Annotated in this window: 20 protein-coding genes; all 20 read left to right on the plus strand. The window is 34.9% G+C overall.

The features are described 5' to 3' along the window. The first annotated feature begins 1 nt into the window (after window position 1). The 20 genes from LW139_RS15725 (at window position 2) to tssM (ending at window position 22,228) form a co-directional block, all read left to right on the plus strand. Window positions 2-472, plus strand: coding sequence for a hypothetical protein (locus LW139_RS15725; RefSeq protein WP_227335925.1), 471 nt, complete (start codon window positions 2-4; stop codon window positions 470-472). A 53-nt stretch (window positions 473-525) separates the two neighbouring features. Continuing rightward, on the plus strand, window positions 526-1,017 hold the full coding sequence (locus LW139_RS15730; RefSeq protein ID WP_247850202.1) for a hypothetical protein: 492 nt from the start codon (window positions 526-528) through the stop codon (window positions 1,015-1,017). A gap of 57 nt (window positions 1,018-1,074) precedes the next feature. Further along, window positions 1,075-1,407, plus strand: a complete 333-nt coding sequence (locus LW139_RS15735; RefSeq protein ID WP_247850203.1) for a hypothetical protein — start codon at window positions 1,075-1,077, stop codon at window positions 1,405-1,407. A 174-nt stretch (window positions 1,408-1,581) separates the two neighbouring features. Further along, complete coding sequence (locus tag LW139_RS15740; protein WP_247850204.1) at window positions 1,582-1,806, plus strand: hypothetical protein; 225 nt, start codon at window positions 1,582-1,584, stop codon at window positions 1,804-1,806. Between the two features lie 347 nt (window positions 1,807-2,153). After that, window positions 2,154-2,636 (plus strand): hypothetical protein, encoded by a 483-nt coding sequence (locus tag LW139_RS15745; protein WP_247850205.1) that lies wholly within the window; start codon window positions 2,154-2,156, stop codon window positions 2,634-2,636. A 108-nt stretch (window positions 2,637-2,744) separates the two neighbouring features. Next, the gene (locus LW139_RS15750; RefSeq protein ID WP_166539860.1) at window positions 2,745-3,230 is read left to right on the plus strand and encodes a hypothetical protein; all 486 of its coding nucleotides are present in this window, start codon (window positions 2,745-2,747) and stop codon (window positions 3,228-3,230) included. 746 nt (window positions 3,231-3,976) lie between these two features. Further along, window positions 3,977-4,474 (plus strand): type VI secretion system contractile sheath small subunit, encoded by a 498-nt coding sequence (tssB, locus tag LW139_RS15755; protein WP_088494827.1) that lies wholly within the window; start codon window positions 3,977-3,979, stop codon window positions 4,472-4,474. A 20-nt stretch (window positions 4,475-4,494) separates the two neighbouring features. After that, on the plus strand, window positions 4,495-5,973 hold the full coding sequence (gene tssC, locus LW139_RS15760) for a type VI secretion system contractile sheath large subunit (RefSeq protein ID WP_247850206.1): 1,479 nt from the start codon (window positions 4,495-4,497) through the stop codon (window positions 5,971-5,973). A 5-nt stretch (window positions 5,974-5,978) separates the two neighbouring features. After that, a complete protein-coding gene (gene tssE / locus LW139_RS15765) occupies window positions 5,979-6,416 on the plus strand; it encodes a type VI secretion system baseplate subunit TssE (RefSeq protein WP_166539858.1) in 438 nt (145 codons plus the stop codon). Window position 6,417: 1 nt separating this feature from the next. Continuing rightward, window positions 6,418-8,202: a type VI secretion system baseplate subunit TssF gene (gene tssF / locus LW139_RS15770; RefSeq protein ID WP_247850207.1), complete on the plus strand. Its 1,785-nt coding sequence runs from the start codon at window positions 6,418-6,420 to the stop codon at window positions 8,200-8,202. Next, window positions 8,166-9,215, plus strand: a complete 1,050-nt coding sequence (tssG, locus tag LW139_RS15775; protein ID WP_166539856.1) for a type VI secretion system baseplate subunit TssG — start codon at window positions 8,166-8,168, stop codon at window positions 9,213-9,215. Before tssF ends, tssG begins: the two co-directional genes overlap by 37 nt. Window positions 9,216-9,220: 5 nt before the next feature. Beyond that, the gene (gene tagH / locus LW139_RS15780) at window positions 9,221-10,462 is read left to right on the plus strand and encodes a type VI secretion system-associated FHA domain protein TagH (RefSeq protein ID WP_247850208.1); all 1,242 of its coding nucleotides are present in this window, start codon (window positions 9,221-9,223) and stop codon (window positions 10,460-10,462) included. Between the two features lies 1 nt (window position 10,463). Further along, a complete protein-coding gene (tssJ, locus tag LW139_RS15785) occupies window positions 10,464-11,018 on the plus strand; it encodes a type VI secretion system lipoprotein TssJ (RefSeq protein ID WP_166539854.1) in 555 nt (184 codons plus the stop codon). A 2-nt stretch (window positions 11,019-11,020) separates the two neighbouring features. Next, window positions 11,021-12,379 (plus strand): type VI secretion system baseplate subunit TssK, encoded by a 1,359-nt coding sequence (gene tssK, locus LW139_RS15790; protein ID WP_247850209.1) that lies wholly within the window; start codon window positions 11,021-11,023, stop codon window positions 12,377-12,379. Further along, window positions 12,372-13,127, plus strand: a complete 756-nt coding sequence (icmH, locus tag LW139_RS15795; protein ID WP_166539852.1) for a type IVB secretion system protein IcmH/DotU — start codon at window positions 12,372-12,374, stop codon at window positions 13,125-13,127. Before tssK ends, icmH begins: the two co-directional genes overlap by 8 nt. 9 nt (window positions 13,128-13,136) lie before the next feature. Continuing rightward, the gene (gene tssH / locus LW139_RS15800) at window positions 13,137-15,773 is read left to right on the plus strand and encodes a type VI secretion system ATPase TssH (protein ID WP_247850210.1); all 2,637 of its coding nucleotides are present in this window, start codon (window positions 13,137-13,139) and stop codon (window positions 15,771-15,773) included. After that, window positions 15,770-16,567: a Fis family transcriptional regulator gene (locus LW139_RS15805; protein ID WP_227335933.1), complete on the plus strand. Its 798-nt coding sequence runs from the start codon at window positions 15,770-15,772 to the stop codon at window positions 16,565-16,567. Before tssH ends, LW139_RS15805 begins: the two co-directional genes overlap by 4 nt. Then, a complete protein-coding gene (gene vasI, locus LW139_RS15810) occupies window positions 16,564-17,214 on the plus strand; it encodes a type VI secretion system-associated protein VasI (protein ID WP_247850211.1) in 651 nt (216 codons plus the stop codon). Before LW139_RS15805 ends, vasI begins: the two co-directional genes overlap by 4 nt. A 5-nt stretch (window positions 17,215-17,219) precedes the next feature. Then, complete coding sequence (gene tssA, locus LW139_RS15815) at window positions 17,220-18,674, plus strand: type VI secretion system protein TssA (protein WP_247850212.1); 1,455 nt, start codon at window positions 17,220-17,222, stop codon at window positions 18,672-18,674. A gap of 5 nt (window positions 18,675-18,679) precedes the next feature. Then, entirely contained in the window at window positions 18,680-22,228 is a 3,549-nt protein-coding gene (gene tssM, locus LW139_RS15820) for a type VI secretion system membrane subunit TssM (protein ID WP_247850213.1), read from the plus strand. Window position 22,229: the final 1 nt, after the last annotated feature.

Consider the following 22,229-nt stretch of genomic DNA (forward strand, 5'->3'; position numbering starts at 1 on the left):
TATGAAAAATCCAACTAACCCCATCCAAAAAAAATGGATAAATAATCAGCTAATCGGGCTGGATCTTGTTTATGAGCCTTCTGGATTGATAAGATTTATCGACATTGATTTTATTGATAATCCTCAATTAATACATTCCTATCAAAAGGAATATTTCCTTTCATATAAAGGTGAAACAACTGTCGATAACTTGCTTCAAAGTGATGATGATCTTTGGTCTGAAATTCAGATAAATAATAAAATATTGATTGATAATAAATACATTCTATTATGTGGTGAAGGTGAAATGGGTAGTGATGGTTTTATTGTAAAAACAGATATAAATAATAATATATTATGGTTTTTATATTCAACAACTTCAAACCCATTTATAAGTATAGAACGAAAAGAAAATATAGTTTATTTTCAATCAACTTCTAATTTTTTTGTTAAATTTAATTTAATTAATAGCAATGTTTTTATAGAGAATTAAAATAAAATATTTTGTTTTAATAGTAATATAAATTATTTATCAAAGGTACCATTATGATGCTATCAGAAAGTATAAAAAAAGACCTAATTGAAGAAAGAAAAAGAATACTATCTCCCTGTTTTGAGAAAGACAATAATAACTTCATCATGAGATACACAACTTATTGTAATGAAAAAAATAGCAGCCAAATAGCTAACATAGCAAAAAATATATTATTATTAATACAAAAATATAGTTTTTCAAAATGGCCAACAATTGATGAATGGTATTCTATTCTACCTAAAGAATTTATTAATTCTTTTTTAAATTCTACTACCCCCGATGATTGGAGCCTAGATGATTGGTTATATTGGTTAGAGCCTGAAAATAGATTTTGGTTTTTATGGAGAATAAATGAAATTGATATTGAAAACTTGGAAATAGAGATTATCATTTATGAGCATCCATATCCTTGGGAATCATTAGAAGTTTTATTTATGAAATTGGGTACTAGTGAATTAAAAGAAGTGGATAGTGTATTCTGTTTAAAAAATAATCTTTTATAAAGTTTTCATTACATGATACCTTGTATTACTTTAGAGTTGGATTTTAATTAAAAAACAATGAAAGAAATTAATAGCATCTATTATATACATATCAATAATATAAGAATAACCTCTAGTGATAACCTCTATTTTTATAACTTAAGTGAAGAAAATAACCAAACATTTCAAACTTTATTAATTAAACAACCAAACCTAAAAGTAAATAGGGATATAATAATAAGAGAAGAAGATATCATTGATATCTTTTTTTATATAAATAACATCTGTATTTATGAGTTAAGCGGTTATATATTAGAAAATGAAGTAAATTTAAAGAAAGAAAATCCTTTTTTATTATTAATGAAAACAACAGATTTTCCACCATTAACTGTTTCTACCATTTTGAAATAGTGGGCAGATGGAAATGAAATTTTTTACTGGAAAGATAATAGATGTAAAGAGGCTAAAAGCTTATGGTTAACCTCATGTCTATATTGGCAACAGCTTTTTCCTAAGAACAAGCAAACATCTATTGATGTTAACTTAAATTTAGATAACGTTAATAATTATCTTGATTTTTTCTGTATGCTAGGAGAAGAATTCTGGGGAAGAAAAGGCTATATTGGTAGAGATTTTCACGGATTTGATGATCAACTAAGTGAGTTACATGCTAAGACGAATATTTATATCAAAGATGAGAAAAAATTAAAATTATTTTTAGAGAGAATAAGCCCTTGTAGTTATAATTATTATGATGTCTTTATAGAGATTTTACTAAAAAATAATTGTAATATAATTAAAATTAACTAAATACTAAACCAGAGGAACTTAAAGTGCCAGCACTGTCTGAATATATTAATGTTTATAATACTGCTTTAAATATTTTAGATCAAAAAGGATATCGCGCTTAGTATGATGAAAAAATTCGAACCTATTATGCTGAAAAAGAGGGATGGGATTTTATTAGTGATACTCCTTGTGGATTATTGGGAGTTGTTGCAATTTATGAATTTAAATCTCTGGATAAATTTCAAGTTGATTGGTGGAAAGATGATGAAAAAAATTCATATCGAAATATATCTAAAGAAGCACCAGAATATACTTCTATTATTCATGAATAAGTTATAAATAACTTTATAGTTTAGGATATAAAACATTTGGATACTTTATATTGCTATGATGATGATTTATTAATTATAGTCTATGCTTATCTTCGGCAAACAGATTTATCTATTGCTAGAGGATTATGTGATAAATGGGAAAACGCAACAATATTTCTACAAGAAAAATCATTGACGGATAAATTAATACTTCAATTAGAAGAAATTGAAAAGAAAAAACATAATAATACCTTCTCTTATTTATATATAAAAACAGTTAAAAAAGGATATTTAACTCATACAGAAGTATTGAATATTCTTTGTTTATTAAAGAGTACTAAAGAACTTATCTATGATAAATCATGCAAAATATATACATTAAGTCGATTGAGAATGGAATTAGCTAATTATTCATGCTTAGTTAGAAAAAGAATACAAAACAAGCAACTACGCACATTAGCAGATCATGTAGAACATTATAATCAAAGCTATTACTATACTTTTTATTCTATTGATCAAATTATTAGTACTAGTAAATAACAAAAGGCTCAACAATTATTACTCTTTAAGACTCATCCTCATAGCAACTTTATTCTCAGTTGATTAAATTATACTAAGACTATTAGCAATAAATACCTTATTATCTCTATGATTAAATACGAAAAAAATAATACAATTATCATAAATAACGATATCTACTTAACTCCTATCTGTACCCTGAAAGATATCATCACTTCCCTTTATTCTTGGGAAAAATGGATAACCAACTCCCAAGGCGAAACTGTTGCTTATCGGCTAGTTTTAGGTAAAGCGAAAAACCGATATGGTCGGTTATTTTTAGTCACTCATTTTACATCACCCGCAAATGAAAACGCCTTGCTAAGTTCATGGTACTTGGCACCCGAAAAATTAATGGATGGAATACAAAATAGCCCTAAAGGAAAAATAACCCACAATCTAAAACAATGGTTTCATCAAGAAACCAGAATGAAGCTCCCGATTGCAAGTCAAAAAATGCATATCGGCGTATCTTACGATCCGTGGAATTGTTCAGGCTCTATCGTCTGCCACTATCGTTCAGACTTCAATAGTGATATCGAATGGAAAACATTCCATAAACAAAATAAAAGATAATGGTAACGGGTAAATTACCTTTATTTAAGTTAAATATCATATTTTCAATAAATCAGAGATAAGTAATATATCATTTAAAATCTTACTAATTATATTCAAAATGACTTAAGAATTCTTTCTTGTTTTTATCAAACAATTTCACTTAATATTATTTTCTTATATTAAATTTAACTTTCAACCATAACAATAACGCTAGGTTACATTATTTTTACTTATATCACAGTTCTATTTTTCATCAAAACAAACATTAAATATAAAAAAATAAAATAAATAACCAACCAAAAATTAAAGTAAAATTAACGTTAAATTTCTTATGGTTATAGAGATTCGGAATAAATAATTCATAGTGAAATTTATATTTTCCATATTTGCAATTTAAATTAAATATAAATTAATTTATCCCTATCGAGTTGCATAATATGAGTAAAATAGATGAAAAAACTTACTTATAAAGTTAAATCATTATATTTAAATTAAATACGATACTAATTAAATGTAATGAAAAGTAAAAAACATTAAATATTTCTTATTGACTCAAGGACGGTTTTATATAAAACTAAATGCATATATTAGAAAAAATTACTTATTATTTTATTTTTAGTTATTATTTTATTTCTACCAGGAAAATTAAACTCATATAAGGTAATTACATTATTGCCTAGGATAGGTATTTCTTAATTTAAATTATTCATCAATACGCTGAGTATTTAATTAAGAACTTAAGCTAAATAAGGAGCTTAGTTTAAATGAGTAAAAATACTCTTGGTAGTGTTGCGCCCAAAGAACGTATTAATATTAAATACATTCCTAATGATGGTGGTGTTCAATCTGAAGTCGAATTGCCTTTAAATATGCTTATTGTGGGCGATATGAAAGGAAAGACGGAAGAAACCCCCATTGAAGATCGTAAAACCATTTCGATTAACCAGAACAACTTTAATTCTGTTATGGAAAGCGCCGGTATTAATCTAAATATTGCGGTTCCAAATGCATTAGATGAAAAAAGTGAATCTGATCTTAACGTCAATTTAGAGATTAAATCACTACAAGATTTTTCTCCTGATAATATCGCACGCCAAGTTCCTGAGCTAAAAAAACTATTAGAACTAAGAGAAGCGCTCGTTGCGCTAAAAGGTCCTCTTGGCAATATTCCTGCTTTTAGAAAACGTCTGCAAGAGCTTCTGGAAAATGAAGCCACACGCGAACAGTTACTCAAAGAGCTCGATATTGCTAGCCAAAAATAATATTTACAGAGGATTATTCTATGTCTTTAGTTAATGAAGCCCAACAAGAGCAGGTAATAACATCTGGTGGCTCTTTACTTGATGAAATTATGGCGCAATCTAGAATGTCGCCAGAAACCGAAGCTTATGATATTGCCAAACAAGGCGTTGCTGCTTTTATTAGTAATATTTTTGCTAATCCGTCAGAAGAAGAGCCTATTAATAAGCTTTTGATTGATAAAATGCTCGTTGAGTTGGACTCTCAACTAAGTGCTCAAGTCGATCAAATTTTACATGCGCCAAAATTTCAAGAAATTGAGTCTTCATGGCGTTCATTAAAATTACTTGTTGATCGTACTGACTTTCGTGAAAACATTAAAATCAATATCTTACATGCGACAAAAGAAGAATTATTAGAAGATTTTGAATTTTCACCTGAGATTGTACAATCAGGCTTTTATCAGCACGTTTACTCTTCAGGCTATGGTCAATTCGGTGGTGAACCTGTCGCGACTGTGATTGGTAACTATGCCTTTAATAACACCACGCCTGATCTGAAATTAATGCAGTACGTCAGTGCTGTGGGCGCAATGGCTCATGCGCCATTTATTTCATCTGTTTCACCTAATTTCTTAGGCATTAATAGCTATGCTGAATTACCAGCTATTAAAGATTTGAAATCAGTATTTGAAGGTCCTGCTCACACAAAATGGCGTTCATTGCGCGAATCTGAAGATGCACGTTATTTAGGTTTAACAGCACCTCGTTTCTTAGTGCGCTTACCTTATTCACCTACTGAGAATCCAATTAAGTTATTTAATTACTCTGAAGATGTGAAGCAAGATCATGAGCATTACTTATGGGGTAATACTGCTTTCTTATTAGCAAGTTGTATTAATGATAGCTTTGCAAAATATCGCTGGAGTCCAAATATTATTGGTCCTCAAAGTGGCGGAACCGTAGGTGATTTACCTGTTCATAACTTTGAAGCGATGGGTGAATTACAAACTAAAATTCCAACAGAAGTTTTAATTACTGATAGACGCGAATTTGAATTAGCAGAAGAAGGTTTTATCACTTTAACCATGCGTAAAGGTAGTGATAATGCCGCATTCTTCTCTGCAAACTCAGTACAAAAACCGAAAAACTACCCTAATACGCGTGAAGGAAAATTAGCAGAAACTAACTATAAGTTAGGAACTCAGCTTCCTTACATGTTTATTATCAATCGATTAGCACACTATATTAAAGTACTACAGCGCGAACAAATTGGCTCATGGAAAGAGCGTCAAGATCTTGAGCGAGAGCTTAATATCTGGCTAAAACAATATATTGCAGATCAGGAAAATCCACCAGCAGACGTTCGTAGTAGACGCCCTCTTCGCTCAGCTCAAATCCAAGTTCTTGATGTTGATGGTGATCCAGGTTGGTATCAAGTGGCTATTCAAGTTCGCCCTCATTTTAAATATATGGGTGCAAACTTTGAATTATCACTTGTTGGTCGCTTAGATAAGGAATAAGTGCAATGACAGCTCTATATAATTTGGAAGATAACCCCGCTTCCAGTTTATTTGAGCGCATACAAGGGAAGAGCGTAGGCTCTTCCCAACGCGCCAAAATCCAAGCGTTGCTCATGTCAATTAAGCAAAATTTAAATCAGGTTTTAAATAGTAGACCTTTAGGTTGTCAAAGTACTCCCGCTTTAGGCGTTCCTGATTTAAATGATGCGACATTAACAGGAGTCGATTTCAAGGTTCATTTATCCAATATTATTGCGGATTGCATTACTACTTATGAACCAAGAATAACTAATGTCACAGTTCATTTTATAGAAAATGAAGCAGAACCATTGTCACTGCAATTTAGTATTACTGCTTTTATCTTATTAGAAAATCAAAAGCAATTTATTGAATTTAACGTGCAATTAGACAGCAACCGTAGATACCAATTGACGCAATTTTAATATGTCTTCAAATCACTATTTTGATAATGAATTAAGCTATCTCGATAAGCTTGAGCAGTATGTTGCAACTGAAAAACCGCAACTTATTAATCAAATATCTGAAAAAGTGCGTGATCCTGATGCCGCACGCCTTTTAGATGGTATTGCTTATTTATCAGGTAATTTACGAGAACAGATAGATAGACAATTTCCTGAACTAACAAACAGTTTAGTGAATATGCTATGGCCTGCTTACGCACGTCCATTTCCTAGTATGACAGTTATGGAATATCGAACAGAGCCATCTCAAGAACACGCTATTAAAATAGCCAAAGAGCAAGCGTTTATTAGTCGCCCATTATATGTTCAAAATGACTTGGCTCAAAATGATGATGATAATTGGCATCAATGCCAATTTACACAATGTCGCGATTTGTGGGTTCTCCCCATGCAAATAACACGTATTACTCAAAATAAAGATACATTGGATATTCATTTTTCTCTAAACCAATTACAGTCGCTAGTAGCAGTTGGCTTAGAGAAACTGTGTATTTACCTTAATGGGCTCTCTTATACAACGACCCAATTATTTTATTTATTAAATAGCAAAATCAAGAAAGCAAAAATAACTACAGTTAAACATCAAATTACATTAGAACATTTTTCTGTTGAGCCTATTGGCTTTCATGCTGAAGACTCCCTTTTACCTTACCCTAAAAATAGCTATGAAGGATATCGCTTATTACAGGAGTATTTTTGTTTTCCTGAAGCATTTTTGTCTCTTGCCATAAAGGGATTAGACAATCTCCCTCCTGCCTTAAGGTCGGATGCTTTTACATTATCAATTCAATTTGAATGTGATATTCCAGAAGCAATGCTTATCACTGAAGAGAGTATCAAGATTAATTGCGTACCTGCAGTTAATTTATTTAAATCTGAGAGTGAGGCAATTAATTTAACGGGAAAAGAAACGGAATATGTTCTGAATAAAAGCCATAAAAAACAAGATTGCTATGATATTTTTTCAATAAATACCATTCAAGGTTGGCGTTATATTCCTAATCAGAAGTCCTATATTACTCGTTACACTGCTTTTGAAAGTTTTCATCATCAAAATAATCACGAAAACCCAGAAAGAACAGGCTATTATCGCTTAAAAATCGCACACCATAAATCTAATTATGGTTATCAACATACCTTGTCTTTTGTACGAAATAATGAAGAAAATTTACTCAACTGTGAAGAGAGTATTTCAGTCTCAATGAACTGTACTAATCGTACTTTAGCCTCTTCATTGTCGTCTCATTCAATAAAGTTTGATGAACATACTGCTATTGCTGGCATTTCATCTACCAGTAATATTATTAAGCCAACAAAAGCGCTTTATCCTTTATTAGGAAATACGCTGTATTGGTCTGAGTTGACTAATTTATCCATTAATTATCAATCTTTATTAAGTTTGACGGCACTTAAACAAATTTTACAATTGTATGATTTTAAAGCGAGTTTTTTTCAACAATCTGCACGTCAGTCTCAAAAGTGTCTTGATGCAATCACTGATTTAAAAACAGAGTCTATCGAATACTTATATAAAGGTTTGCCTGTAAGAGGTGTGAAAACAACATTATCGATACATCAAAATGCCTTTATTTCAGAAGGCGCCATGTATCTATTTTGTTCTGTATTAGCACAATTTTTCACCCTTTATACCAGCGTTAATATGTTTCACGAATTGGAAGTTATTAATTTAGATAATAAGGAAATTTATCTTTGGCCAGCGAAAATAAACCAGCAAATACTCAAATAATAGATATTGATAAAATACAAAGCTGGCTAAATAAAAAAGCGGGCAAATCTGTTACTGAATATAGTTTCTATCAATTAGTTGAGTTGCTTAATAAATTGCATTCTCAAAAAACAGCATTCAATAATGAAAATTTTATTCAGTTTAGATCAAGTGCTAATACGGCATTTCCAACTCGAGATGTTGTTTCCTTGCGCCAAGATGAACAAGGTAAGTTTGATTTAGAAGTCTCTTTTTTAGGATTACATGGTAGTCAATCACCATTACCCGGTTATTACCTTGATCATTTCGCGTGGGAAGAGGCTCAACAAGCAAATCAATTAACGGATTATCTTAATTTATTTAATCATCGCTTAGTCACATTACTTCATCGTATATGGCGTAAATATCGCTATTACATCTGTTTCGAAGATGGTGGCCATGATGCATTTTCTCGTTATATGTTTTCACTTGTGGGATTAGGAAGTGAAACCAATCGTGGCATGATGAATATCAACCACAGCAAAATGCTTGCTTATGCCGGATTACTTGCGAGTCCAAGTCGTTCTCCTGATGTTATTTGTAGCTTAATTTCTCACTGTTTTGATTTAGAAAAAGTTGAATTGATCGGATGGGAAATACGCAAAGTGCCTATCCCAGAAGATCAACAAAACCGTTTAGGGATTATTGCTCGTCATTCAGGGCAAAAATCACGCCCCAAAATGGTTTTAGGTGAAAATTTTAATATTGGCTCTCACATCTATGATTGTAATGGAAAATGCACCATTGAAATCAGTGAGTTATCTATTGAACGCTATATGTCATTTCTTCCCAATGGCAAAGATTTTTTGTCACTCATTACTTTTGTTTCTTACATCATGCACGAGCAACTTGCGTGGGATTTACGCCTACGTATTGCGGACAAACAAACGAATGGTATTTGCCTAGGCAGAGCGCAACACAATCAATTAGGTTGGCAAAGCTTTCTAGGAAAACCTGAAGCCAATCCCAGTGTGACAATGACTATTTTGGAATAATATTTATGGATAATTATTTACCCACAATCTCTTTTCGCTTAATCAATAGTGAGTTGCTTGAAAGTGGCTATGTGCCAAATAGTCAATTTACCCAGCTTGGTGGCACAATTGGTAGTAGTAAACAATCTCACTGGGTAATACAAGATACTCAATCTTCTATTGCTGCCACACAATGCGCTATTGTTTGGCAAGATAAGCAGTTTTGTTTAAAAACGCTTTCAGAGCCTATTTATATTAATAATGCCCTGATCCCCATAGATATTAGCGCTGTTTGTTTATCTCAAAGCGATCAAATCAGGATCGGTCAATTAGTCTTGTCCGTTAATATTAATTTAACGCAAAACGACAAACAGGATCTTATGGCAATGACACCACAATCTTTGATTGTGACTGATGATAATCCGCTAGATCCCTTACTACAAAAGAACACGCCCCCTGCTTATAAAACAGAAAATTATATGCCTTTAGCCCCAACGGTTTCAGGTGCTATGACGCATGATCCATTAAAAGCCCTTGAAAGCGAAAGCCTAGAGCTTATTCAGTCATCATCTTCTAACTCACACCACCACTCGCTTTCTTCGCCTCATTCAGATAATCAGGGAGCTTTTATGGTTCAAGAATTTATGGATTTACCCGAAATGACATCCCAGGATAATGAGATAAATACAGATATTGACTATGTTGCAATTAATCCATTAATGAAAGGGTTAGGTGTACACCTTAACTTGCAAAACTCTCAGCAAGCGAATGATTTTCTCATTGAGTTAGGAAAAACAACGCAATCAGCAATTAAAGGTTTATTGGCATTACAACAGCAAGAAAATTTACAAGATAAACAATTGCGACCAATCGAAGATAATCCTCTTCGTTTAAATAACCAATATGACAGTGTAATGCGCTTAATGTTTACGGACGAACGTAGTCCAGTGCATTTATCTGCACCTTCAGCAGTGGCGGAAAGCCTACATAATGTGCAACTACATTATCATGCCAATCAAGAGGCTATTTCAGCTGCATTAGCTACCTTACTAGATGCATTTTCGCCAGAGCATTTATTAAAACGCTTTTCTCATTATCGCCGTAGTTACGATAACAATCCGAATGACAGTGCTTGGGCTTGGGATATGTATACCAATTATTACAATGAGTTAGCATCATCTCGCCAAAAAGGTTTTGAGAAGCTATTTTACGAGGTTTATACCCACGCTTATGACCGAGCCTTAAGAAAAGGGCTTGATGAGGTGTGATATGTCGATAAAAACACTCACGACTTATCTCTTTCTTATTTTTGCAAGCACTCAACTTAGTGGGTGTAGTGGCCCTATTGAAGCAATATCAAAAATAGGCAAAGTCATGTGGGATCCTTCAACGCCCGTAGGAGCAGAAAAAGAACAACCTTCAGTCGTTGCATTCACATTATTAGCGGAGCCTGAAATCAATCCTAACGATCAAGGAGAGGCAACCCCTGTTCAATTACAAATTGTTTATATGAATGAAGATTCGATCTTTGCCTCTTTAGATCAAGACCAAATTATTGAAGAAAATTGCGATCTGAAAAAGCTATTAAAAAGAAATTATATCGATCACCAAGATTACACTCTTTTGCCTGATCAATATAAGCCTCTCGATCTCATTGAATTGGATAAAAAGAATAAGTATATCGGGATCATTGCTTATTACTCTGATGTCAATATTACTCAATGGAAAAAAGTATTGAAAATCAATGGAATTGGTCGTCATTACAATCTACTAGTCCATATCAAAGAAAATGAAATTGAATTTAGAAAAGAAGAGGAACAATAACAGTGTCAACAAAAAATAAAGTGATATGGCATGAAGGGTTGTTTATTAAACCTCAACATTTTCAGCAACAGCAACGTTATCAAGATTATATTATTGAAACGCTGATAAAAACCTATCACGCTCATTACTATGGCCTGAGCCAACTAACGCTAAATACTGAATTATTAAATCTTGGTCGTATTGGACTGAAAGAAGCTGCCGGCATTATGCCTGATGGCACGCTATTTTCTATTCCACAACAAGATAACCTTCCTTCACCTATTGATATTTCACAAATTCATGAAGGCTGTGACAATGTTGTTTATTTAGCATTGCCATTACAAAACAGTACAGTCAGTGAAATCTCTCATTCCCATAATGGCAATCATTTGTTAGCCCGTTATAGCGAGGTGTTAACACAAGTACGTGATTTGCATACTGAGAATGGGGATATTAGCCAGCTTAATATTGCGAAGCTCAATCCTATTTTAAAATTAGGGAAAACAGAGTTAGACGCTTATGTAATGCTTCCAATTTGCAAAATAAGAGAAATCAGTGCTGATGGGAGTTTAATTCTAGATAAAAACTTTATTCCTACCTGCTTAAACTCAAGAATTTGCCCTATTTTATCGGAATTGCTAGCTGAAGTTGAAGGCGCATTATTTGAACGAGGCCGCCAAATAGCCGAAAGAATTGGCTCTCCAGGTCAGCAAGGAATTGCCGATGTGGCTGAATTTATGATGCTACAGCTACTTAATCGCGCTTATCCTCAATTTTCACATTTATCTAAACAGACAGTGATTCATCCAGAACAGCTTTTCAGGGAACTATTGCAATTTAGTGGCGAAATTCAAACATTTACTAATGGCTCCCGTTTGCCTGATAAATTACCGATTTATCGTCACTATGATTTAGCATCAGGCTTTTTGCCTCTGATTAAATCTATTCGACAAGCATTAAGTGTTGTTTTAACACCAAGAGCCGTGCCGATCCCATTACAAAAACAAGAACATGGGATTCGAGTTGCGACAATTCATGATAGACAACTTCTGCAAAGTGCTGAATTTATTATTGCAGTGCGCGCTCAGTTACCTCAAGAGCAACTGCGCCGACAATTCGCACAACAGGCTAAAGTGACTTCAGTGAATCAAATCCGTGATTTAGTCAGTGTTCAGATGCCGGGAGTTGGTTTTATTGCTCTATCAACAGCACCTCGCCAGTTGCCTTATCATTCAGGCTATACCTATTTCCGCTTAGATCCACAAGGTGAGTCTTGGGCTGATATACAAAAACACGGAAATATTGCATTTCACGTATCAGGACAATTCCCTGAACTTGATATTCAACTTTGGGCAATAAGAAGTGGAACCCAACATGAGTGATCAATCATTAATCCAAGAGATCGCTGAAAAAAAAGTGAGCCATAAATCATATCAATTGCCATTACGCGGTAACAACATCAATCCAATGATTGATGTCGCGACACCGTTGCTGGGTATGGTGATCAGAATGAAATCAATGTCAGCAACACCATTATCAGACAAACTTTTTCAGCAAGTTGTGACTGACATTCAAGCCATTGAACAACAACTTCAAACTCACGGTTATGAGCCGGGCGCCATTGTTTCATTCCGCTATGTGTTATGCACATTTATTGATGAAGCAGCATTAGAATTAGGCTGGGATCAAGATAACGATTGGGTAAAACAATCCCTGTTAGTTCATTTTCATAATGAATCATGGGGTGGTGAAAAGGTTTTCGTATTAATAGAACGCTTATTAGGTGAGCCTAAACGCTACCTCGATTTATTAGAGTTTATTTATCTCTGCTTATGCCTTGGCTATCGCGGTCGCTATAAAGTCAGCAATGGCTATGGGGATGACTTTAATAAATTACTTCGCCAACTTCAAAAACAAATCCAACAACTTAAAGGCGATCCTCAGTCTGTTATTTTATATAAAGAAAATGGCAATAAATCACATCAATATCGTTTAGGACAACGCTTTGGTGTTCGTTATATCGCCATTGGCTCACTGATCTTCGCCACCATTATTTACACTATTTATGCTTCTAGATTGAGACATCAAACTCTCAATATTTTGGAACAGCTTAATACACTTCTTAGCTAGGACGCCATTATGATCCAGATTGATCTCTCAACATTAGTTAATAGACTTCACCCTATTGCTAAACATGCTTTAGAAAATGCGGCTGCGTTTTGTGTAAGCCACCAGCAACTCGAAATTACAGTAGACCAATTATTACAACAACTGCTGGAAACACCACTAACGGATATCCGTACTATCTTTAATAAAGTTGATATCAATCCCACCGAATTAACTGAGCTTTTAAATCTCCACACAGTACAACAACAGAGCGTGACACAAAGTTATCCTAATTTTTCACCTCTATTAGTCGAATGGCTAAAAGATAGCTGGCTATTGGCTTCAGCAGAACTTAGCCATAATGAATTACGCTCAGGCGCTTTGTTACTCACTTTATTGCAAATGCCCCATCGTTATCTCTCAAAAGCAGCAGTTGAATTACTCTCTCAAATCAATAGAGAGCAACTCAAGCTCAACTTTGATGAGTGGACTCTGACATCAGTAGAAGCACCAATAACAGAAGCTAATAAATCATCCAATCGTCATGTTCAATCGGACTCTATGCTTGCGCGTTTTACACAAAACATGACGCAACAAGCAAGAGATAACCAGCTAGATCCTGTTTTATGTCGCGACCATGAAATTGATTTAATGATTGATATTCTCTGTCGTCGTCGGAAAAACAACCCCGTAGTAGTTGGTGAAGCAGGTGTGGGTAAAAGTGCCTTAATTGAAGGGTTAGCTTTGCGTATTGTTGCGGGTGATATTCCCGAAAAACTCAAAGAATGTGAGTTGTTAACACTAGATTTAGGTGCATTACAAGCAGGCGCGGCTGTTAAAGGGGAATTTGAAAAACGCTTTAAAGGCATTATGCAAGAAGTGGCACAATCACCGACTCCTATTATCTTATTTATTGATGAAGCCCATACTTTGATTGGAGCTGGAAATCAGCAAGGTGGCTTAGATATTTCCAATTTGCTAAAACCTGCATTAGCCCGTGGTGAATTAAGTACCATTGCCGCAACCACATGGAGTGAATATAAAAAATACTTTGAAAAAGATGCAGCGTTAGCGCGCCGTTTCCAACTCGTTCAAGTCAAAGAGCCCACCGCAGACGAAGCCATTATTATTATGCGTGGATTGCGCTCTATTTATGAAAAAGCACATCACGTCTTTATTGATGATGAAGCACTTTGTGCATCAGCACAATTAAGTGAACGCTATCTTTCAGGACGCCAACTTCCAGATAAAGCCATTGATGTACTTGATACCGCTTGTGCTCGTGCTGCTATCAACCTTTCAACTCCGCCTAAACAGCTATCAGCATTAAAAACGCAACGCCATCAAATCAAGATAGAACGTGATGTATTAACCCGTGAACAGCAAGTAGGTTTAAAAAATCATTCAGAGCGTTTGGCAATATTAGAAAATCAGTCTATTGAGATTGAAACACAAATTGAAATGCTTCAACAAGCGTGGGGAAAACAGAAAAATATTGTTCGTGAAATTATCAAATTACGGTCAACTTTATTATCAATATTAACTAAATCACTTGAAGAAGAAGCAAACAATGAAAGTATTGAAAATAACAATGATGAGCTGAAATCTCGATTAAATGCACTAAATGAAGAGCTAAATGAATTACATCAACACTCTCTATTGGTCTCTCCTCATGTCGATAAAAAACAAATTGCTGCCGTGATTGCGGAATGGACAGGAGTACCTCTTAATCGCTTATCACAAGATGCATTACAAGTAGCGACAGAGCTACCAACCTACCTTGAACAAAGTATTAAAGGCCAATCACTTGCAATCAAACATCTTCATAAGCATTTATTAACAGCGCGTGCCGATTTACGTCGTTCAGGCCGTCCATTGGGAGCATTCTTATTAGCCGGGCCAAGTGGTGTTGGTAAAACAGAAACAGTAATTCAAATTGCTCAGTTGATGTTTGGCGGAACACAATATCTCACCACGATCAACATGTCAGAGTTTCAAGAAAAACATACTGTTTCTCGCTTAATTGGTTCACCACCAGGTTATGTAGGTTATGGTGAAGGCGGAGTATTAACCGAAGCTATTCGCAAAAAGCCTTATTCCGTTGTACTACTGGACGAAGTAGAAAAAGCACACCCCGATGTTTTAAATCTGTTTTATCAAGCCTTTGATAAAGGAGAATTAGCCGACGGTGAAGGTCGTGTTATTGACTGTAAAAACGTTGCATTTTTCCTAACGTCTAATTTAGGTGATCACGTCATTATGGCTAATGCCGACAAACCGGATGAATTGCATGATGCGCTCTATCCCGAATTAACCACCTTCTTTAAACCCGCCCTTTTAGCGCGTATGGAAGTGATCCCATTCTTACCGCTAACGCAGATTATTCTCAAAGAAATTATTGATCACAAACTAACACGTTTAACTCAATTACTTACGCAACGTTTTCATGCAGAGATCAAGCTGGAAGAGACCGTTTCCGATGAAATATTACAACGCGCTTCACGAGCAGAAAACGGTGCAAGAATTTTAGAATCCATTATTGATGGTGCGTTATTACCCCCTCTTTCACTTCTTCTGTTGCAACACAGTGCAAAGAATGAAGATATCAGGACGATACGGTTATCAACACAAGATAACCAATTCATTGCAGAGGTAAATGTAGAACTATGAAGCACAGACTGAAAAATGCGCTCTCTCTCTTAACTTGTTTAGATGTGGACTCACTGACCAGCCAATTTCTTGAGCTGAGTATGCCTCGTAGTCCATTCAGCGCACTCATTGTTTCAATGATTAATAAATCAGAGAATCGCTTAGAGAGCTGGAGTATTGATCTTAGTGAAAAAGTAGAGAAAAAACATTTGGATGTCGATATTACAGAAGCGGATCACCCGTTGATCCAGCTTCTATCACAACCACAACCTATTCTCTGGAATGATCTAAAACAAGGCAGTTATATTAGCGATCATGCTTTACAGCAATTTATCGCCAAACAACCCGTGCATTGTGGGCTATTTAGTATTCCCTTTGTTGATCTTAATAATAAACCTTACGGGCTAATTATTATGTTAGGGGAAGATCTCGATGAAATGGTTTATGAGCAAGGTATTTTTTCTATTTACTGCAATGTATTTCATCATCAATTAAAAAGCATTTTGGCATTTTCTCAATCACAACAGAAAATTGCTGATCTGCAATATCTATTGAAATTACAACAAGAAAAAGAAGAGAAAATTAACCAGACGTTACGTTCATTATCTGTATCGAATTTAACTCCAACACAGATTCCAATTCATTCTTTTGCTGAGGTAAACGATCTTACTTTAGCTACTGAACGTTATGAGGCGTCAATTCTGCGTTACCAACAAGAAAACAATAATGATGATCTCAATTTAATCGCTGAAAATTTAAATATTTCAAAGCGTTCGCTTTTATATAAATTAAAAAAATATGGGTGTCTTAAATGATTTATTCACAACCAGTTTATTTCATTTTTCTCGCTCTCTTCTCAATAAGTCACGTTTTTGCACAAGAGCAAGAAAATAAAACCAACCTTACTGAACACGCTCTCTTTGAGTGTCGTGAAGAGACATCTCAACTTATGCGTTTATCTTGCTATGACCAAATTAACGTTGGAAATAAACCCATTTCTACTGTTGATGTAAGTGCGATGGGCGATATTTGGCGTTTAGCGCTAGAGCATGAAATGAAACGTGAAAATCACACCGCTGGGTTTATGGTCACAGCTCATAATAAAGGTATTTATCCCGTTATTATGACCATCCCAGCAATGGGATATCAGCCACCTCGCCCTATTTTAATGCTCAGTTGTATCGACAACATTACTCGTATGCAAATTGCGTTACCCAAAAAACAAATCGCAGGAAGTATCCAACTCATCACGGACAAAACACAACTAAGTAGCGAATGGTTTCTACGAGAAGACGGTTATTTGCTTGAAGCAAGTCGCGGCATACTCGGCATTGATGAAATCAAACAACTACTTTCCAGCACAAAACTAACCATCAAATTAGCGAATGATGAGCAATTAACCTTTAATATTTCAGGCATTAACGAAGAGATAAAACCTCTGCGTTCCGCCTGTCATTGGTGATAAAAATGACAACAAAAACGCTTTGTACATGGCGAGAACAACTTTTAGCACCTTTGGATGAGGCTAAAATAAGTAGCCAGCTTGATGAAAATAACGCCGATTGGGAATATATCGAAAGTGAAATGATAAAATTTGGTTCACTAAGCCACAGCACTTTAGATATTGATGATATTCAGCGTCGAGCATTACAACTCTTTGCTACACAAACTAAAGACTTTCGCTTACTTGTCCATTTTTTAAGAACGCTACAACATGCTGCGGTTCCTGAAGGGCTAGTCATTGCTGCCACGGTTGCCAGCGCCTATATGCAACATTATTGGGATACAAGTTCTCCCAGTAATCCACGTTTAAAACTACGCTTAGCACAGCAAATTATTAAACGTTTTGAGTCAGTCAAAAACAGTTTTTGCCAGCAAGCCACACCTGAACAACGTGATAATATTTTGGGTGAATTTGCCTATTTAGCACAATTTTGGCACAACAATCAGCCTAATTTATCCACGCAAATGGATGAATTAAGCCAAGCGTATCAACATATAGAAAACACACAAAAATCGGCCATTACAGTTGAAAAAAGTATAAAAGCAGAACCCATTAATGAAGTAAAAACATCGCCTCAAACCTCAGTAAGCGTGACTTCACAGGCAGAGCAACCTTATGTTGAAATTAATCAAAGTGATGACCGCCAATGGAAGCAGACACTATTAAAAGTCGCTGGCATTCTTTGTGAACAAACGCCTAATGATGCGGTCGGTTATCGCCTACGCCGATATGCTATTTGGCACAATATTCAAACACTTCCCATAAGCGATAAACAAGGTAAAACCCCTTTAGCTGCCGTGGCGATTGATAGAGTAACTGATTACAAAGCACAACTCTCACAGCCGTCTATCTCATTACTCAATGATATTGAGCAAAGCTTAACGCTAGCACCTTATTGGTTAGATGGGCATTTTATGGCAGCTCAAACCGCACAACTATTAGGGCTAATTGATGTTTCATCAGCCATTGCTCAAGAGCTTTCACTATTTTTAATAAGATTACCTCAGCTTAATCATCTCTATTTCTCTGATATGACTCCCTTTATTTCAGAAGAAACTCATCTATGGCTGGGGAGTTTAGAAAACCAAGCTAATAATAAAGTAAGCCCTTCGTTATCACTACACAATGAGCAACAAGAAATTATGGATTGCTTTGAACAAGAAGGACTTAATGCCGCATTATTAATGATTGATAACGCTATTTCAGTAGCGACTGAACCCCGTCAACGGTTTTATCTACAATTACTTTCTGCACAACTTTTTGAAGCGTCAAAAATGAGTTCCATCGCAAATGTTTATTTTGATCAGCTTTATCAAGATGCACTTCGATATTCATTATCAGAGTGGGAACCCAATTTATTAAATCAATTAGCATCAAAAATGGAACATCAACAGAACTCGTTTTCTCATAGGGAATAATAATAATGAATTGGTCTTTTCTTTCTGGAAAAAAAATAGCAGATTTTATAAAAAAAATTTTCTTTTCTGATAAATCAAAAATTAAATCCCTATTTTTACTTTTAGTTGCTTTAATTCCTGCATTGTTTGTTATTTGGATCTGGTGGTGGGGAGCAAACTATGAATTTAAAGGTGATTATCCATTACGCTCACTTAGCGCACGTTGGTTAGCTACTGTTATCACTATTTTAGTGGTTGTCAGTTGGGTTGGAATTGCAACATGGCTTCGAGTTAAAAAACTTGAAGGGCTGAAATTAGAGGTAGAATTAGCCATTGTTGACCCTGTCCGTAATGATATTGAACACCAAACTCGTTATTTAAATTACTGGAAATCGCAGTTTATTAAACATCAAAATGGACACACCAATGCGCTTTATCAAAAACCTTGGTATTTTGTTTTAGGTACTGATGAAAGTGGCAAAAATACCTTATTAAAAAATAGCTTAAATACCTTAGATATTGCGCCTATTGAAAATATTGTTAGCGAACAAAAACTGCCTTTACATATAAAAATGCGACTCGCCGATCAAGCGATATTATTAATACCTGAAGGGAAGCTAATTACACAGCCTAACCTCATTTTAGAAAAACCAAAACTTTATCACCGACTATGGAATGAATTACTAGGTTGGTTGAATGAACATCGTGCTCGCCAACCAATGAATGGCATTATTCTTACTATCGATATATTACAACTACTGACAAACAACAAAGAAAAAAATAGCCAATTTATTGCCTCATTACATATGCGGTTACAAGAAATTCGCATCGCATTTAATAGTCAATTACCTATTTATATCGTATTTACAAAACTCGATTTATTACAGGGATTTGATGCGATGTTTCAATCATTAGAAACGAAACAACGTGATGAAATTTTGGGTGTGACATTTCAATTAAATAACAAAAATAGCTGGGAAAAAGAGCTGAACACATTTTGGGAACAATGGGTAAGCCAAATGAATAGCGCCCTTCCTGAGATGATGATTAATCGTGTAGATGAAAGCCAGCGCACTAAGTTATTTAGCTTTATCAGACAAATTCAAGGGTTGAAAATCAATGTAATCAATCTAATTGATGCTTTAACATCTAGTGATAAACAACAAGATATTCAATTACGTGGTGTATATCTCACATCAGCAACACAAGTCGGGCAAGTTGATAATATCTTTAGCCAAACAGCATCTGTGCAATATCATTTACCAACAGCACCTTTAGCCACTTGGCCAATTGCTGAAACTCACAGCTATTTTACACAATCGCTTTTTCAAGATGTTTTACTATCAGAGCCCAACTTGGCTGCTGAAAGTCAATTCTGGCTTAAAAAGCATCGTAGAAGAGTCCTATTAGCTTCTGTTATCAGTTTTGTTGGTATTATCGCTTTGTGGAATGGCTGGAGCCACTATTACAGCAAGAACTATCAGTCTGGTGAAAATGTACTTAATGAAGTAAAAGCCTTTCGCGCTTCTGATACCACAATAACGACAAATACGGCGGGAAAAGAGCAACTTGCTGTATTAAATCCGTTATTAGATGCCACATTAGCTTACGGTAATTATCGTGAGAAAAGTGACCTATTTTCTGATCTTGGGTTATATCAAGGAAAGAATGTCGGCCCTTATGTCGAAAATGTTTACCTTCAATTAATAACAGAACATTATTTGCCTTCAATAATGAATTCTTTACTTGTTGAGTTAAATAAAGCCAAAGCAGGGAGTGAGGAAAAATTAGAGATATTACGCATTATGCGCATGCTTGAAGACAAAAGTGGACGCAATAATGAGATTGTTGAAAACTTTATGGCTAATTATTGGAGTCACTTATTTACAGGCCAGCGTGATATCCAATCTCAATTAATGTCACATTTACAATACGCATTAAAACATACCGATTGGCAAGCTCAACGTAAAGCTGGAGAAACAACGGCAATTAATGCTTTTGCGCCTTTTACTCAACCCATTAATACAGCACAAAAAGAGTTGAGCCGTTTACCTCTTTATCAACGTGTTTACCAAACATTACGCCTTAAAGCAAACCAAGTGCTTTCATCACCATTAAATATACGTCATCAAGTTGGCCCTAGTTTTGACAGTATTTTTGCTGCTATAAATGAAGATAAACTTCAAATGCCTCAGCTTCTTACACTGTATGGGTTAACAAACTACTTTACTCAACATAATGATGAATTGGTGGATCTGACCTTTTTAGATGCATGGGTCTTAAATTTAAGTACAAACACTCAATATAGTGAAAATGATCGAAAAGAGATCCAACGCCAAATCACTGAACAATATCTTAATGATTATACAGCTCAATGGCGTGCTGCCATCAGTAACCTTGAAATAAGGGAGTTTGAATCACTACAAGATGAAATTAATGCATTAGAACAAATTATTAGTGGTGAACAACCAATACGACGAGCATTACAAGTATTAAGAGATAATACAACATTACCAAAAATAGATAGTTCACTACCTGTTGCTGACCAAAAAGCATTAATGGATGAATTAAAATATAAATTACTCATACGGCTAGATAAAGAATTTGCTCCTCAAACTGAAATTTTAGTCAGTAATAATGGTGAAAACCTGCAAAATCTTAATCAAAAATTAAATGAATTACATCGTTATTTATTAGGCATTTATAATTCACCCGTCCCGGGTAAAGCTGCATTAAAAGCGGTGACATCCCGTCTTGACGATAATAATCGTGACATTATCTTTGAATTATCTCAATCAGCGAAAACATTACCTGAACCAATGAATCGTTGGGTAGGTCAATTAGCAGATCAAGCTTGGAATGTTGTACAAAAAGAAGCAATTCGCTATATGGAAGTTGAGTGGAATGAAACCGTTGTTAAGCAATATCATACCTACATTATAGGTCGTTATCCGTTTAACGCAGCGACGACACAAGATGTACCTTTAAGTGAGTTTGAACGTTTTTTTAAGCCTAACGGTACATTAGATAGCTTCTACCAGCAAAATCTACGCCTTTTTGTTGAAAACAACTTAATTGAAAACAGCGATGGTCAATCACTTATTCGTCCAGATGTATTAGAACAACTTGAAATAGCAAATCGAATTAGAAATACATTCTTTAATGCACAAGGCAATTTAGAAGCGCAATTTGCTATTGAAGCGCTATCACTAACAGGTAATAAGCGTCGTAGTGTTTTAAATCTTGATGGTCAATTGCTTGATTATTCACACGGCAGAAGTCATACCGTGCATATGGTTTGGCCCAACTCAATGCGTTCAAATGTTGAAAGCAAACTCACCTTAGTACCCATTTCTGGCGATAAATCACCGCGAGCTATTTTATTTAGTGGTCCTTGGGCACAAATGCGACTGATTAATGGCGGCAGACTTACCAACATAAAACCACATTCTTTCGATGTGAAATTCACTCTTGATGGTGGTGATATGACATATCGGATCACAATCGATGAATCTAATAATCCTTTCTTTGGTGGATTATTTACGCGTTTCAAATTACCAGAAACTCTTTATTAAC

The sequence above is a fragment of the Proteus vulgaris genome (genome assembly GCF_023100685.1).
In the GTDB taxonomy this organism is placed as follows: domain Bacteria; phylum Pseudomonadota; class Gammaproteobacteria; order Enterobacterales; family Enterobacteriaceae; genus Proteus.

Bases quoted from the DNA above. Each gene is read 5' to 3' on its own strand.
- vasI (WP_247850211.1), top strand. From the start codon at position 16,564: ATGATTTATTCACAACCAGTTTATTTCATTTTTCTCGCTCTCTTCTCA.
- tssC (WP_247850206.1), top strand. From the start codon at position 4,495: ATGTCTTTAGTTAATGAAGCCCAACAAGAGCAGGTAATAACATCTGGT.
- tssB (WP_088494827.1), top strand. From the start codon at position 3,977: ATGAGTAAAAATACTCTTGGTAGTGTTGCGCCCAAAGAACGTATTAAT.
- tssE (WP_166539858.1), top strand. From the start codon at position 5,979: ATGACAGCTCTATATAATTTGGAAGATAACCCCGCTTCCAGTTTATTT.
- LW139_RS15805 (WP_227335933.1), top strand. From the start codon at position 15,770: ATGAAGCACAGACTGAAAAATGCGCTCTCTCTCTTAACTTGTTTAGAT.
- tssA (WP_247850212.1), top strand. From the start codon at position 17,220: ATGACAACAAAAACGCTTTGTACATGGCGAGAACAACTTTTAGCACCT.
- LW139_RS15735 (WP_247850203.1), top strand. From the start codon at position 1,075: ATGAAAGAAATTAATAGCATCTATTATATACATATCAATAATATAAGA.
- icmH (WP_166539852.1), top strand. From the start codon at position 12,372: ATGAGTGATCAATCATTAATCCAAGAGATCGCTGAAAAAAAAGTGAGC.
- LW139_RS15740 (WP_247850204.1), top strand. From the start codon at position 1,582: ATGCTAGGAGAAGAATTCTGGGGAAGAAAAGGCTATATTGGTAGAGAT.
- tssJ (WP_166539854.1), top strand. From the start codon at position 10,464: ATGTCGATAAAAACACTCACGACTTATCTCTTTCTTATTTTTGCAAGC.
- tssF (WP_247850207.1), top strand. From the start codon at position 6,418: ATGTCTTCAAATCACTATTTTGATAATGAATTAAGCTATCTCGATAAG.
- tssH (WP_247850210.1), top strand. From the start codon at position 13,137: ATGATCCAGATTGATCTCTCAACATTAGTTAATAGACTTCACCCTATT.
- tssM (WP_247850213.1), top strand. From the start codon at position 18,680: ATGAATTGGTCTTTTCTTTCTGGAAAAAAAATAGCAGATTTTATAAAA.
- LW139_RS15725 (WP_227335925.1), top strand. From the start codon at position 2: ATGAAAAATCCAACTAACCCCATCCAAAAAAAATGGATAAATAATCAG.
- LW139_RS15730 (WP_247850202.1), top strand. From the start codon at position 526: ATGATGCTATCAGAAAGTATAAAAAAAGACCTAATTGAAGAAAGAAAA.
- tagH (WP_247850208.1), top strand. From the start codon at position 9,221: ATGGATAATTATTTACCCACAATCTCTTTTCGCTTAATCAATAGTGAG.
- LW139_RS15750 (WP_166539860.1), top strand. From the start codon at position 2,745: ATGATTAAATACGAAAAAAATAATACAATTATCATAAATAACGATATC.